We start from the raw sequence: 13,636 nt of genomic DNA, 5'->3' as shown, positions 1-13,636 counted from the left end.
TACTACGACTCCCAGCCTTGTATAGGGCCCCCAGGGAAACCTACGGATTTGAGGCTTGATTCCATAGGACCTCGCATGTGTGGCCGGTGGCCTGCTGGATGCGCCGAATGTGTCGTGGATCTGGATCGACGACGACCCCGTGACGTGCAGCTCGCAGGAGGGGTATGTCGGACGGACTGTCCGAGTAGGCGTACGCGATCGGGAGGCTGAATCCGGCATCCCGGAGTCTGTCTACTTTCGTCTCCGCGAAGCAGTGTTGATCCGGGACGTGTCCGCCGACGCGTTTGCGGAGTGTGGACGCCAGGACGTGCACCCCTGTGAGTCCGATCTGGCGGCAGAGAGCCTCGGCCAGTGGGCGTAGCGTGCCTGTGGCCACGATGACGGTATCGCCGTCGTCCAGATGCTTTGATAGCCGGTTGAGAGTCGCGCTCATCAGGTTCCCGCTGTCGGGGCCTGCGTGGAGTGCGGCGAATTCCTCGGCGGCCGTAGTGAGGCCGTCCTCTGAAAGCCCGAAGGTGGCAAACCAGAGTTGCATGGTGTGGCCCGCCATGTGGGTCGGTCGCATCGCCATGAGGGCGTTGAAGATCGGGCTCGTCAGGAACGAGATCACATGGCGAACTCGGCCGCGGCGCAGCAGCCATTTGTTGAACTGGCGGAGGGAATCCCCGCGGACAAGTGTGCCGTCGAGGTCGAAGACGGCCACGTCAGTCGATGCCACCCGTCGCCTCCACGACCCTTCGTGTATCAGTTCTTTTGCCGTGTGTAGTGGCCGCTTCGCCCGATGCGACGGCGTCGCGTCGCTTTCTCCGTAACGTTGACCATATGGGCGTTCCCCGCCGAGTCGAGGTGGTTGGAATCGGCTTCTTCTGGCATTCATGACTCCTTGAGCGAGACTCAGCCGCCGCGTGTATGCATCTCAAGCCGCGGATCCTTCTTGAGCCGATCAAGGCCGACGAACACTGATCGCTCCTGCTCGTTGAGGCGGTTCACGGCACCCTGGTCACGGCGGCGACTCCAGATAGTCGCCACCAACTCCGTAAGTTCTTCGGTCGTCGCACCCTCTCGTAGCGGTTTCCTCAGGTCCGTGCCGGCCATGGCGTACAGGCAGCGATACCAGGTGCCGTCCGCCGTCAAACGGCTGCGATCGCAGGCAGCGCAGAAAGGCTCGGTGGTGGAGGAGATAATGCCGAACACGGTGCCGTCCGGAAGCTCGAACTGATCGGCGGGGGCACGATCCAGCTTGGGCACCTCTTTGATGCTTCCGTACGTGGCGGTCAGGGACTCGAGCATCTCCGCGCGGCTGAAGACGATTTCCTGGTTCCAGTTGGTCGCGCCGCCCACGTCCATGTATTCGATGAAGCGCACCTCGGCGCCGACGTTCTTTCCGAATTCGATAAGTTGTGGTAACTCGTCGTGGTTGGTGCCACGCATAACCACGGTGTCGATCTTGGTCTGGGTGAAGCCTGCCTCGATCGCGGCCTGGAATCCATCCAAGACGCTGGAATGGGTGGTGCGCCGAGAGAGCTTGACGAAGCGATCTGGACTCAAGGTGTCGAGGCTGATGGTGAGTCGATCGAGACCGGCGGAGCGCAGCGCCTGGGCGTGCTTTCGCAGGAGCACCCCGTTCGTCGTAAGCGCGAGGTCTTCGACGCCCGGGATGGCGGAGAGGGCCTCCACCAGCTTCGGCAGATCGGCTCGAAGCAGCGGCTCGCCACCGGTCAGCCGAACCTTGTCGACGCCCAGCCCGACGAACACCTCGACCAGGCGCCGGTATTCGTCGAAGTCGAGAATGTCCGACCGCGAAAGCCACTCATATTCTTCTTCCGGCATACAATACTGGCATCTCAGATTGCATCTGTCAGTGACCGAGAGTCGAAGCTGGCCGAGTGGCCGCTGCATGGCATCCGTTATATGAGCACGCTTCGGCAAGCGATTCCTCGCTTTCTGATCTACCTCAACGAGGTGGCCAAGAAGTTTGCGCCGACAGGGCGCGGATAGAGGCGCGTCTGTATTCTCGTACCGGATCGATCTTGCTATTCTGGGCGAAACAATAGGTAGAAAAGGGTCTGTCGTCAAGGCTTGATCTTGGGTCGGCCGAAAGGCCTGCCTGTCATGGCAGGGTCATTAATGACCTCCGTTTATGTCCTGCTCGTCGCCATGGGACCCTTCGGACTGTGGACACTGCCTGGGACATCCTCTTTGTGTTCCTTGCCGAGGAGCAGGCATCCCAGGGTGAAGAATGCGGCCAGCAGGAACGCCATGGCGAAGAAGGCCTGCGGGGTGGCCGACACCAGTGCGATGACCAGGAGTGCCGACCAGGCCAGCACATACCCAATGTCACCGGCCATTTCCATCCAGAGCACGTAGCCCGCGCCGCGTCGCCGGGCGTGTGCGTAGTAGGTGCTCACCCAGGGGATCTGCTGGTAGCCGATGGCCGCCGCCGCCGCTCCGCCGATGAGGACGATCGCCGCAGGAGTGGTTACGGCCGCGAGTCGTGCGATGTGTAAGACCGTGGTCGCCGCTGTGCCTTCGACCAGGACGCGCCGCGTCGCGCCTCGGTCTCCGCGCTTGCCGGCGACCATCAGCAGCATGAGGCCGACCGCCTCGGCCGCCGCGGTGAGGATGCCGATGGTGGCGAACTCGCCGATGACGACGGCGAGGTAGACCGGCCACACGAGGAAATGGACCATGTTGTGCGCGTTGAAGGAGAGGTTGGCCAGGAGATCGCGGGTCGGCGCGGGGCGGCGGTCCCCGAGGCTGGGTACGGGGAACCTGGGGAGGTGTCGAGCTGATCTTGCTGGGAACGCCGCCACAACGATGATCCCGATGGCTGCGTACAGGAGCGCCTGCTGTCCGACGAGGGCGATCAGGATCCCGCCGATCAGCGGGGCGGCCAGGAGCGCCAGGTGGGTGAACGTATTCAGCAGCGCCATGTCACGGCCACGCCGTGCGACGTCCAGCGCCCGTGAGATGTGAATGTGCTGGGAGTTCCACAAGAAGGCGTTCATCCAGGCGAGGGCCGCCGGCGCCAGGACAATCAGCCAGTCTCCGGCACCACTGACGTAAGCCTCAAGAAGCATCAGATAGACCGCAGAGGCCAGCAGTGCCACCCCCAGGCCAAAACCTGGATGGCGCCGTTCCACCAGGACGATGCTGGGGTAGTTGATGAGGAGCTTGCACAAGGCGTAGCCGATGTAGAACAAGCAGATGTGCCACAACTGCGCGCCCCGCTCGAGCAACAGCAACGGCAGGAAGACGTTGACCAGTCCGAGGGCGAGATTCCGCAGGACCAATGCCATGGCGAGGCCACGAAGCGGCGCAGACAGGACCATCCTCTACATCCAGCCGACGCAGTTCGCCGCGAACTCCGCCACGATGTGCGCGGGTGCGGTCGAGAGTTCCGCCCCTTCGGCCCAGAGCGAGGGGTCGATGTAGAAGCCCGACTGGTTGATGTAGATGTCGATGTCAGCGAGCGCGAGCATCTGGGCGAGCGGCGTGGACACGCTGTGGTGGCGAGGCGAGCCGGTGTTCCACTTCAACGGGCTGAAGATGTTGTAGAGCCCGACCACGTGTGGACCGCCACCTCCTGGACGCACCGACAGAGCGGCGAGGTGAGTAAGGCCCGTGTCATTGCCGATCACCAGCTCCGCTGAGCCGAACAAGTCCACGCAGTCCGCCGCGTCCATTCCACAGACCACTCGCATGCGGACGCCCGGCGCGATCGGCACCGGAGGCAGGTCCGGATCGTTGGTCAGCAGGGTGAAGCGCAGATCAAGCCCCGTCCGCCGGAGAAGGTGACGCGCCACGTCGGCGAATCCATCGACTCCGTAGTCCTTGCCGGTAGGACTGCTCGTCGTGCCGACGAAGACGACATGCCCCGCATCGGGCTCGACGACCTCGGATCGGTAGCGCGGCACAATGTCTCCGCTGCCGGGGAGGCGTACGCCAAGATCCTGCTCCATCTGGAGATAGAGACGGAGCGGCATGGTCGCGTGGACGTCCACGAGGTCACCGCACGGGTCATGCCAGATCGGCATCGCCACGGTCATGCGATCCGCATGACGGGGAAAACCAACCCAGCGTGGCGGCCGCACGGGACGTACCTCGATCCTTATCGGATCTCGCCCCTTCGCGGCGACCATACAGCCCGGAGCATCCTCCTCGACCGTCACCGGGATTTCACACCGGCGCATCAGCCGGCCGCGGTTGCCCGTGTAGGACATCGGCGGGACCTCCACACCAACGATCTCGGCTGCCTCCCGCAATGCACGAACGACGACCATGGACAGCAGGAAGTCACCAAGCCGGATCGGCTCGGTAGGAGGCCCACTGGGGATCTCCGACCTGGTGAGGAACTCCACCCGCCAGCCGTCCGCCAGCACCCGATCCAGTAGTTCGGAAGGGCCAGGAGGCACCTCGCCCACAGCACGGCGATAGGGAAGGCGGCATCCCACGGGGAGATCACCGGGCGGAACGCGAAGCGGCCCCCCACGCAGGCACTGCGTGTCCCGAACGCGCCAACCGTCGAAGTTCACGTCAAGAACGCTCCCCATAGGACTTCAGCGCTCGCCAATCGGGAACCCGCCGAGAACCCGCGCGGATCTCACTCACGAGAACGTCGTATGCGTGGGCGAGCTCCTCAAGCTGTCGTGCGGCGTGTTGGCTCCGCGATCCGCCATCCTCTCGCCTCCCCAGCCGATCCGCACGGACCCAGGCAATGGACAGCCGATCCACCACGGAGCCCAGGGTTTCGGTGTGCAGCGGCGCTGACAGGTTCTGCGAAAGGCACTCCGTCAGCCAAGCGTCCAGCTCATCGACCAACCGGCTGCGCGTCAGATTCATGGTGTCGATGTGCCGTTTGATCTTGGCGAGCACCTCGTCGTCGTCGGCCGCGTCCCGGGACTGATCCTCGGCCTGCCACTGCTCGTCGTGATGCCACCTCAGCCGGCATGCGATACCGGTCATCACCCCATCACCGGCATCCCCGCGATCAAAGCAGACAAGCAGTTCAGCAGACTGCGGGATCCCATCGTCGGACACAAGACCAGGCTGCGTGCCCGCAGGACTCGACGTCGTCAATGCCCGCGCCCCCTTTCATCGGCGGCCCGCTTTTCGTGCAAATCCGAGCATTCGTGCGCGTCAGGCCGTTATAGCACCGAGTCGATCACTCACGCGTCAAGATTCAAAAGATTGTGATCAACAGGTCCGGACCCTTGGCGGCCGGTCGTGACAGCGTGGGTTGACGGGCTGTGCCCATGCCTGCCAAGATCGCTGCCCAACGACATCAGCACCCCTCCGGCACGCGCAGAGATCGGCTACGGTTCGTGGTCGTGACGGAGATCGGGTAACGGCCCCTGCGACGGTCGGCGGATCTCTGTGGGTGGCGATGGCCGGCCATTGCCCGAGTTTGGCGAAACACCGCTCGACCAGGTTGCGGTCGTCGAAGGCGGGAGGACGGTGGGCGGTAACGGCTCTATCCGCTGCCAGGCCCGGTCGGTCAGCTCACGGCCGCGATGAACCCAGGAGTGGTAGGGCCGGGGCGGCACGTCGAACAGGGGGTCGATCGCCAGAGCGTCGAGCCCGCCGACCTGCGGGAGGTCGCGGGACTCGACGCAAAGGATCTCCGGGCCGCGCTCGACATCGGGGCGACGTGGCGACGATCCCCGGCACCCGCTACGACGCGACCAGCCTCACCGTCGTCGACGGCTGAGAACGCCGTCAGGTGAGCTGGATGTAGTCCAGTTCGGCGTATCCGGTGCCGCCCGCGAAGTGCGGAGAGCCCTTGGCCAGGCGGATCACGTTGTAACCGGCCGCGAGCGTGACGGAGGTGGCGATCGTGGCGCCGAACTGGCCCCAGGCCGGGGTGGGCGGGTAGCTGACCGTGCTCCAGGCTCCGCCGTTGTACGCCAGGCCCTGGGTGGCGGTGGCGCCGGTGGCGTTGGCGTAGCCGATGGTCATCGTGTACGCGCGGGCGGCCGGCACGTTCACCACGAAGTCGACGTAGCTGTCGGTACGCGGCGTGCCCGAGTTGTCGATCCGGCCCACGTAGCCGCCGCCCGACGCGCCGGCGGCGCTCAGCCGCTGGGCGCGGAAGACCGAGGCGTTCTCGGCCTCGTACCGCTGCTGGTAGGCGGGCACGCCACTGACCGGTTCGACGACGAGCTGGTAGGCGCTGCTGACGGACATGTTGGGCACCGACACGCTGAGCTGCCCGCCACTGACCGTCCGGGTCGTCGTGGAGATCGTGGTGGGCGCGGTCACGGCGGTGAAGCGGCCACTGGACGGGGTGGACAGCAGCGTGACGCGGACGCTCGCGCCCAGCGCGCCGATGCCGGTCAGGTTGACGGTGTTGGTGCCCGACTCGTTGCCGAACACCACGTTGACGATCTTGCGGCTGCCGTCGTAGGAGGCGAATCCGTCCAGGCCGGTCTGCGTGGCCGGCGTCGTCGTGACCATGCTGCCGGCCATGTCGCCGTACCACTTGTACAGCCACCAGGTGCCGGTCGGCTGGTTGTTGTTGACGACCAGGCCGTTCATGGTGCCGTACTCGTACCAGAAGGCCCGGTGCGCGGACTCCACGCCGCCGCGCTCGAACTTGGCGACGTAGCTGGCGATCCGGCCGGGTACGTCCACCTCGCTGGTGGCGGCGTACTCGTTGATGGAGACGCGGCGCGGGCTGATGCCCAGCGAGGATTCCAGGTTCCGGTAGTCGGCGAGGTCGGCGGCGATCCGGTCGGGGTTGACCAGTTCGTGCCAGCAGATGACGTCGGGCAGCGTGCCGGTGTCCCTGGCCCGGGTCAGGAACGACTGCATCCAGGAGCGGTTGTACGTCGCGGTGCTGGGGCCGACGATCGGCGTCAGCGTGTCGAGCGCGCGTACCGCCCGGTAGGTGCGTACCCAGCCGTCGTTGAAGGCGCCCGCGGCGGCGGTGTTCCAGGTCCAGTCGGGCTCGTTCCAGAGCTCCCAGCCGATCACGTTCGTGACCGTCGTGGCCGAGAGGCGGGCGTTGACCATGGTGTTCACCTTGGCCAGCCAGTCGTTCCAGCTCACCCACCGGTAGGGGAAGTCCGGGTAGATGTCGGGCATCCGGATGAACTCGCCCGCGCCGACGCGGGTGGCCTGCGGCGCCACCAGCAGGGAGTCGCCGCCGGGTGGCTGGCCGTTGGGGCGCTGGCCCACGCCGGGTGCGGGCTGGGTCAGCGAGTTCACCTTGATCGGTAACAGCGTGGAGTCGGCCGGCCTGCTGTTCTCCGCGAGGCCGTACAGGCCGCCCGAGGCGACGTGGGTCACCGGCCGGAACGGCTGGGCGACGTTGACGGTCAGTGTCGCGCCCGCCGCCTCGGCCGGGGGTGCGAAGGTCGCCAGGGTCGCGGCCGCGGTGATCACGGCTAAGAGGGGTTTACGCACGTTGCTCTCCTTCGGGGGGTAGGGATGCGGGCAACCAGATGCGCATGCTCGACGGACCGCGATGAGCCCAGGAGTGGTAGGGCCGCAGCGGCACGTCGAACCATTCGGGGTTGTCGACGGAATCAGTGGCGGAGGGGTAGGGCCAGGGCCTGTCGGGGTGTCGGGGCAGCCGGCCGCGGACCCGGACGCCGCCGGCGTCGGTACGCGGGCCGGACAGGGGGTCGATCACCAGGGCGTCGAGCGCGTCGGCGTGCGGGAGGTCGCGGGACTCGACGCACAGGACCTCCGGGCCGCGCTCGACGGCGACGCAGCCGCGTACGGCGTCGATGCGGGGGTCCGGCCAGGTGACGCGTGGCGCCATCGGCAGTTCGAGGGTGATGACGTCGCCCGCGCGGAAGACGCGCCGTACCTCGACCATGCCGGGCTCGACGGGCCGGGCCACCGCGTCGGTGATCAGCGTGGCTCCGGCCGCCCATGCCGGAACCCGCAGCGCGAGCGTCCAGGGTGACGGCTCGTCGGCCGCTATCCGGACGCGGACGGTCCCGGTCTCGGGGTAGCCGGTCTCGACGTCCACGGCCACCCGCCTGCCGTCCGGCAGCTCGGTGCTGATGGTGCACGGCGCGTACTGGTGGATCTGGAGGCCGTCGCCGTCGGCGGTGGCGAGGTAGCCGCCGAGGCCGGCCAGCGTCCGCGCGACGTTGGTGGGGCAGCAGGAGACGTCGAACCAGGCGGCCCGGCTGCCCCCCTCGGCGCGCGGGCTCACCTCGGTCCCGTCGGCCGGCCTGCCCGGCGCCCGCTGGTGCAGGGGGTTGGCGTAGAAGAAGGCCCGGCCGTCGGGGCTCGGGGAGGTCGCGATGATGTTGTAGAGCGTGCGCTCGATCAGGTCGGTGTAGCGGACGTCGGCGGTGGCCAGGTAGAGCCGCCACGAGACCATGATCGAGGCGACCCCCGCGCACGTCTCGCAGTACGCCCGGTCCGGCGGCAGCTCCCAGTCCTCGCCGAACCCCTCGTCCTGGTGACGCGAGCCCATGCCGCCCGTGATGTACGTCCGGCGCGCGACCGAGCGCTCCCATTGCCGTTCCACGGCGCCCAGCAACTCGTCGTCGCCGCGCTCGACCGCGACGTCCACCGCCGCGGCGGTGAGGTAGAGCGCGCGGACCGCGTGGCCGCGCCACACCTCGGCCTCCCGGATCGGGAGGTCGTCCTGGAAGTAGGCGCGGCCCAGCGGGATGTCGCGGAGCGTGCCGTGCCCGCGGCGGTCGAGGAACAGGCTGGCCTGCTCGACGTAACGCTCCTCCCCCAGGGCCCGGCCGAACTCCGCCAGGCCGACCTCGATCTCCGGGTGCCCGCAGATCTTGGGCAGGCCGTCCGCGCCGAAGGTCCGGCACACGTGGTCGGCGGCCCGGCGCGCGAGCCGTACCAGGTCGTCCTCCCCCGCCGTGCGCAGGCGCGCGACCGCGGCCTGCAGGAGGTGGCCGAGGTTGTAGAGCTCGTGCCCGCCTTCGAGGTCGCTGTAGCGCGGCCGCTGCTCGCCGTGCCCGAAGCAGGTGTTGAGGTATCCGTCCGGGTCCTGCGCCCGGGCGACACGCGCGGTGAGCCGCTTGATCGCGACCTCCGCCTCGGGATCGCCGGTACGGCCCGTCTCCCAGGCCAGAGCCTCCAGGAGCTTGTAGACCTCCGAGTCGGAGAACGGCCAGCCGGGCCGGTCGGGCGCGGTCGTCCCGTCGGCGACCCGATCGAAGTTCGCCAGCCAGCCCAGGCGCTCCATCCACGATTCGCAGTGGGCGAGCGTCGCCGTGGCGTTGACGGCCTGGCGGGTGGCCCAGAAGCCGCCGGTGATGGCGGCCTGCGCGACGGGGCGTACCCGGCCGTGGGACGGCAGCACGGGACAGACGCCGTCCGGCGTGCCTTCGGTCATGTCGTGAGCCTTTCGATCAGTCTTTGACGGCCCCCGCGGTGACCCCGGCGGCGATGTAGCGCTGCGCGAGGACCAGCAGGAAGGCCGCCGGGATGGACGCGATCACGGCAGTCGCCATGATCGAGTTCCACTGCGTGGTGTTGTTGCCGATGTACCGGTAGATGCCGAGGGTGATCGGGATGGTGTCGCTGTTGCGGTTGAGGGTCGAGGCGAAGATGAAGTCCGACCAGGCCCACAGGAAGGAGAAGAGCGAGACCGTGATCACCGAGTTGCGGCTCAGCGGCAGGATGATGGACTGGAACGTCCGCCAGGTGCTCGCCCCGTCGATCTGGGCCGCGGCCATGAGCTCGCGCGGGATGCTCGCCATGAACGCCCGGAACAGCAGCACCGCGAACGGCACGGCCAGCGTCGAGTCGGCGACGATCAGGCCCCCCACGGTGTTCAGCATCCCGAGCTTGATGTAGATCGTGTAGAAGCCCATGGCCATGACGACGGCCGGGATCATCTGCGCGACGAGCAGCACGAAGTCGAGCCCGCGGGCGCCGCGCGGCCGCAGTTTCGCCAGCGAGTAACCTGCGGGCAGGGCTACGACCAGCGTGAGCGCGACGGTGCCGAGGCCGATGAAGAGGCTGGTGGCGAGGGCGGGCAACTGCTGGCCGAGCGCCGCGGTGTAACCCTCGAACGTGGGGTTCCAGGGGAACCAATGGGGCGGATCGGCCCGCATGTCGCCCGTCTTGGTGAGCGAGACGTTGAACATCCAGTAGACCGGGAAGAGCATCACCGCCACCAGCACGACACCGAGCATGCTCATGGCCTTACTCCGTTCGGCGGCTCGGTCGCCTGGATGCCGCCGCCTTCCCCCGTCGCTCTGGTCGCTTCGCTCCCGGCGCTCCTCCTCCAGGCGACGGCGCTCCCTCGCTGTTTTCATGTTTCCTCCTTGCGCTGCAGGCGCACGTGCACGAGTCCGGCGGTGAACGCGATGAGGATGAGCAGGTTGCCGACAGCCGCCGCCGGGGAGAAGTCGGGCTGGCCGGTGCCGAACGCCTCTCGGTAGGACCAGATCGCCAGCGTCGTGGACGCGTCCGCCGGCCCGCCCTTCGTCATGATCCAGATGATGTCGACGACCTTGAGCGTGTAGATCAGCCCGAGCAGCAGGGTGATCGCCGACACCGGGCGCAGCAGAGGGAAGGTGATGCGCCAGAACCGCTGCCACGCGTTCGCCCCGTCCAGGCCGGCGGCCTCGTACAGGTCGGCCGGGATGTTCTGCAGCCCGGCGTAGAGGATCACCAGGTTGAAGGGGATCCCAAGCCAGATGTTGGCGACCGTGACGGACAGCAGCGAGGTGTCGGGGGACGTCAGCCAGTTGATCTGGCCGATCCCGAACGCCTGGAGGACCGTGTTGACGATGCCATTGTCGCTGTTGAGCATCCACGACCAGGTCGAGGCGGAGACGATCAGCGGCAGCAGCCACGGCACGAGGAACATCGCCCGCAGCACCACGGACAGGCGGAAGTTGCGGTGGAAGAAGACCGCGAGGGCCAGGCCGAGGGCGTACTGGACGGCGATGGACCCCAGGGTGAACAGGGCCGTGTTACGCAGGGCCGCCAGGAACGTGTCGTCGGAGACGACGTCGAGGTAGTTGTCCAGCCCGGTGAACTCCGGGTCGCCCCGCACGAAGGCGCGCGGCGTGTAGTCGTGCACGCTGAGGTCGATGTTGCGATACAGCGGATAGGCGTAGAAGACGGCCAGGTAGACGACGAGCGGCGCGAGGAAGGCGAAGGCGGTCCACTGCCGCGAGCGGCGCCGGGCGGTGAAGCCCGCCGCCGCCCGGCTCACCACGCTGTCGTCGAAGGCCGCCACCTCCTGGGTGCGGGTCCTGGTCAGCACGGCTCAGCCGCCGATCGCCCGCTTGGCCTGGGCCTGGGCCGCCTTGAGCGCGTCGGCCGGGCTCGCCGTGCCGCTCAGCGCCTTCTGCACCGCCGTCCACATGGCCTCGGAGATCTTCGGGTACTTGGTGCCGAGGTTGTCGCTCGTCCGGCCCTTCGCCGACCGCACCGCTTCGACCCATGGCCGCAGGCTGGGCTCCTTCGCCAGGATCGCCTTCTGCCCGTCCGCGGTGGACGGGATGTAGTACGCGAACGTCGTACCGGTCTCCACCAGGCCCTCGGGCGTCGTCATGCAGTCGAGGATCTTCTTCGTGGTGGTGTAGCGCTGGGTGTCCTTCTGCACCGGGACCGTGATGAACTCACCGCCCGTCGGCGTGGGGGCGGCCCCGCCGTCCTTGCCCGGGATCTGCACGATGCCGGTGGGGAAGCCGACCTTGGCGGCGCTGTTGATCTGCCAGGTGCCGTTCTCGGCGAAGGCGAACTCGCCGGTGAGGAACTCCTCCCAGGTGGTGTTCTGGGAGTTGCTGATGACCGAGTTGGGCGCGGTGCCGTCCTTGATCCACGTGTTCCACAGGGTGAGCGCCTCGGCGGCCTGGGGCGAGTCGAGCTGGGTGAGCTGCGCGCCGGCGCCCCAGAACCACGGCAGGAACTGGAACGAGCCCTCCTCCGTGCCGATGGCCGAGAAGGTGATCGGCTTCTTGCCCGCCGCCTTGACCTTCTTCAGCGCCGCGTTGAGCGAGGCCCAGTCCTTGATCGATTTCGGGTCGACGCCGGCGGCGTCGAGGATCTTCTTGTTGTAGTACAGGGCGAGGGTGTTCGCGCCGATGGGGATGCCGTACGTCTTGCCGTCCAGCTCTCCGGCGGCGATGAGGTTCTTGTCGAATTTCGCCGTGTCGAGGCCGAACTCGTCCATCGAGGTGAGCATCCCGGCGTCCGCCAGGGTGGAGACGGCCGGGTTGTCGAGGAGGATGACGTCGGGCGCGTTGCCTTCCTGGCCGGCGAGCAGGGCCTGGTTCGTCAGCGCGGTCGTGTCGTACGCGGTGCGCTGGATGGTGACACCGGCCTGCTGCCCGCAGGCGTTCACCCGCTTGGCCCAGGCGGAGGCCGGGTCGTGCTGCGGGTACGGGTCCCACCACGTGTAGGCGCCGCCGGCGGACGCGCTGCTGGTGGCGGCGCCGCCGCCCTGGGGAGCGGATGAGCAGGCGGCCAGGGCGGACAGTGCCAGGACGGCGGCACCGATCTTCGTGGACGTGGATGGACGGGGCATTGGATTCCTCCAATGTTAGCGCTCACATTTTACTGTGGCCGGACGGTCGCAGGGCTGTGGCCCGCAGTTCAGCGGGCGGGCGGGGCTTTCGGGGGTGCGGTGCTTCCCCGGGACACCAGTTCGGGAGAGATGAAGCGCACGACGAACGGCTCGGTCCGGGCCGCCGCCGATTCCACGCGGCGTACGAGCTGGCGTACCGCCATGGCTCCTAACCGGTCGGGTGCGCTCTCGATGAACGAATAGGGCAGAGAGAAGGTGGCGGCGAACTCCGCGGAGTAGCGCCCGATGACCGACAGGTCCTCGGGCACCCGGAGTCCCCGCTCGTAGGTGACGGAGGGCAGGGCCGCGGCGGCCGCCTCGTTGTTGATCAGCAGGCCCGTCGCCGAGGGGTGCGCGTCTAGCAAGGCGTTGAGCAGGCGCCCGACGGCCGGCTGCCGGGACTCGCCGTACACCGCGTGCAGGGTGACACCGAGCTGCCGCGCGCGTTCGAGTGCGGCGTCCCTCAGCCGCCACACGTACGCGCCGCCGCGCTCGACGACGTGTTCCGGCTGCGAGACCAGGATGAGCTCGCGGTGGCCGAGCCGGTGGAGGTGGTCCACCATGCCCCTTCCGGCCTCCTCGAAGTCGAGGTCGAACACGTCGAGCCCCGAACAGTCGCCCGGCAGGCCGACCAGCGCGCCGGGCTGCGGCGCCGCGCGCAGGATGGGCAGTCGTGAGTCCTCCTGCGCGATGTTCATCAGGACGACGCCGTCCACCATCCGGGAGTCGGTGATGCGCCGCAGCGCCCGCGCGCCGTCGGCCTCGGTGACCAGCAGCGTGTCGTAGCCCAGGTCGCGGGCGGTGTCCGTGACGCCCAGGATGTACTGCATCATCGCGGGCGCGAACTCGTCTTCGTGGAACTGGGCGAGCAGACCGAGGACCTTGGTCTGGGAGGTGGCCAGGGCGCGAGCGCCCGCGTTCGGCGTGTACGCGAGCGCCTCGGCCGCCGCCAGCACGCGCAGGCGGACCTCTTCCGAGATGGGCCGCTTGCCCGACAGCGCGTACGACGCCGTGCTGCGGCTCACCCCGGCCTCCCGGGCCACGTCTCCGATCGTCGCCACATTCACCTTCCATAACTGTCGAACCGGTTCGACGATAACGCCAGAAAAGTCGAGCAGA

At 67.7% G+C, this 13,636-nt stretch carries 11 protein-coding genes; all 11 read right to left on the bottom strand.

The features are described from left to right. Positions 1-40 precede the first annotated feature (40 nt). Positions 41-718: an HAD family hydrolase gene (locus KME78_RS26105; RefSeq protein WP_219531964.1), complete on the bottom strand. Its 678-nt coding sequence runs from the start codon at positions 716-718 to the stop codon at positions 41-43. 176 nt (positions 719-894) lie between these two features. Further along, complete coding sequence (gene moaA / locus KME78_RS26100) at positions 895-1,899, bottom strand: GTP 3',8-cyclase MoaA (RefSeq protein ID WP_219531963.1); 1,005 nt, start codon at positions 1,897-1,899, stop codon at positions 895-897. Between the two features lie 239 nt (positions 1,900-2,138). Further along, positions 2,139-3,299 (bottom strand): MFS transporter, encoded by a 1,161-nt coding sequence (locus tag KME78_RS26095; protein WP_219531962.1) that lies wholly within the window; start codon positions 3,297-3,299, stop codon positions 2,139-2,141. Between the two features lie 36 nt (positions 3,300-3,335). Then, positions 3,336-4,415 (bottom strand): glycosyltransferase family 9 protein, encoded by a 1,080-nt coding sequence (locus KME78_RS67305; protein ID WP_219531961.1) that lies wholly within the window; start codon positions 4,413-4,415, stop codon positions 3,336-3,338. A 121-nt stretch (positions 4,416-4,536) separates the two neighbouring features. Then, positions 4,537-5,040, bottom strand: coding sequence for a DUF4254 domain-containing protein (locus tag KME78_RS26085; RefSeq protein WP_219531960.1), 504 nt, complete (start codon positions 5,038-5,040; stop codon positions 4,537-4,539). A 678-nt stretch (positions 5,041-5,718) separates the two neighbouring features. Further along, positions 5,719-7,407: a carbohydrate-binding protein gene (locus KME78_RS26080; RefSeq protein ID WP_219531959.1), complete on the bottom strand. Its 1,689-nt coding sequence runs from the start codon at positions 7,405-7,407 to the stop codon at positions 5,719-5,721. Then, positions 7,400-9,325, bottom strand: coding sequence for a glycoside hydrolase family 127 protein (locus KME78_RS26075; RefSeq protein WP_219531958.1), 1,926 nt, complete (start codon positions 9,323-9,325; stop codon positions 7,400-7,402). The genes KME78_RS26080 and KME78_RS26075 overlap by 8 nt, the downstream gene beginning before the upstream one ends. 16 nt (positions 9,326-9,341) lie before the next feature. Next, entirely contained in the window at positions 9,342-10,253 is a 912-nt protein-coding gene (locus tag KME78_RS26070; RefSeq protein WP_246651856.1) for a carbohydrate ABC transporter permease, read from the bottom strand. Continuing rightward, the gene (locus tag KME78_RS26065) at positions 10,250-11,212 is read right to left on the bottom strand and encodes a carbohydrate ABC transporter permease (RefSeq protein ID WP_308127138.1); all 963 of its coding nucleotides are present in this window, start codon (positions 11,210-11,212) and stop codon (positions 10,250-10,252) included. The genes KME78_RS26070 and KME78_RS26065 overlap by 4 nt, the downstream gene beginning before the upstream one ends. Positions 11,213-11,215: 3 nt before the next feature. Beyond that, positions 11,216-12,478: a sugar ABC transporter substrate-binding protein gene (locus KME78_RS26060; protein ID WP_219531957.1), complete on the bottom strand. Its 1,263-nt coding sequence runs from the start codon at positions 12,476-12,478 to the stop codon at positions 11,216-11,218. A 68-nt stretch (positions 12,479-12,546) separates the two neighbouring features. After that, a complete protein-coding gene (locus tag KME78_RS26055; protein ID WP_219531956.1) occupies positions 12,547-13,578 on the bottom strand; it encodes a LacI family DNA-binding transcriptional regulator in 1,032 nt (343 codons plus the stop codon). Positions 13,579-13,636 lie beyond the last annotated feature (58 nt).

This window comes from Nonomuraea guangzhouensis, from assembly GCF_019396345.1.
Classification (GTDB): Bacteria; Actinomycetota; Actinomycetes; order Streptosporangiales; family Streptosporangiaceae; genus Nonomuraea; species Nonomuraea guangzhouensis.
The sequence above is the reverse complement of the archived record's forward strand: the minus strand, read 5'-3'. Positions and strand labels throughout refer to the sequence as shown.

What these genes read in the sequence shown, in the direction of transcription:
- KME78_RS26070 (WP_246651856.1), bottom strand. Translation starts at nt 10,253, where the DNA reads ATGAAAACAGCGAGGGAGCGCCGTCGCCTGGAGGAGGAGCGCCGGGAG.
- KME78_RS26095 (WP_219531962.1), bottom strand. Translation starts at nt 3,299, where the DNA reads ATGGCATTGGTCCTGCGGAATCTCGCCCTCGGACTGGTCAACGTCTTC.
- KME78_RS26075 (WP_219531958.1), bottom strand. Translation starts at nt 9,325, where the DNA reads ATGACCGAAGGCACGCCGGACGGCGTCTGTCCCGTGCTGCCGTCCCAC.
- KME78_RS26060 (WP_219531957.1), bottom strand. Translation starts at nt 12,478, where the DNA reads ATGCCCCGTCCATCCACGTCCACGAAGATCGGTGCCGCCGTCCTGGCA.
- moaA (WP_219531963.1), bottom strand. Translation starts at nt 1,899, where the DNA reads ATGCAGCGGCCACTCGGCCAGCTTCGACTCTCGGTCACTGACAGATGC.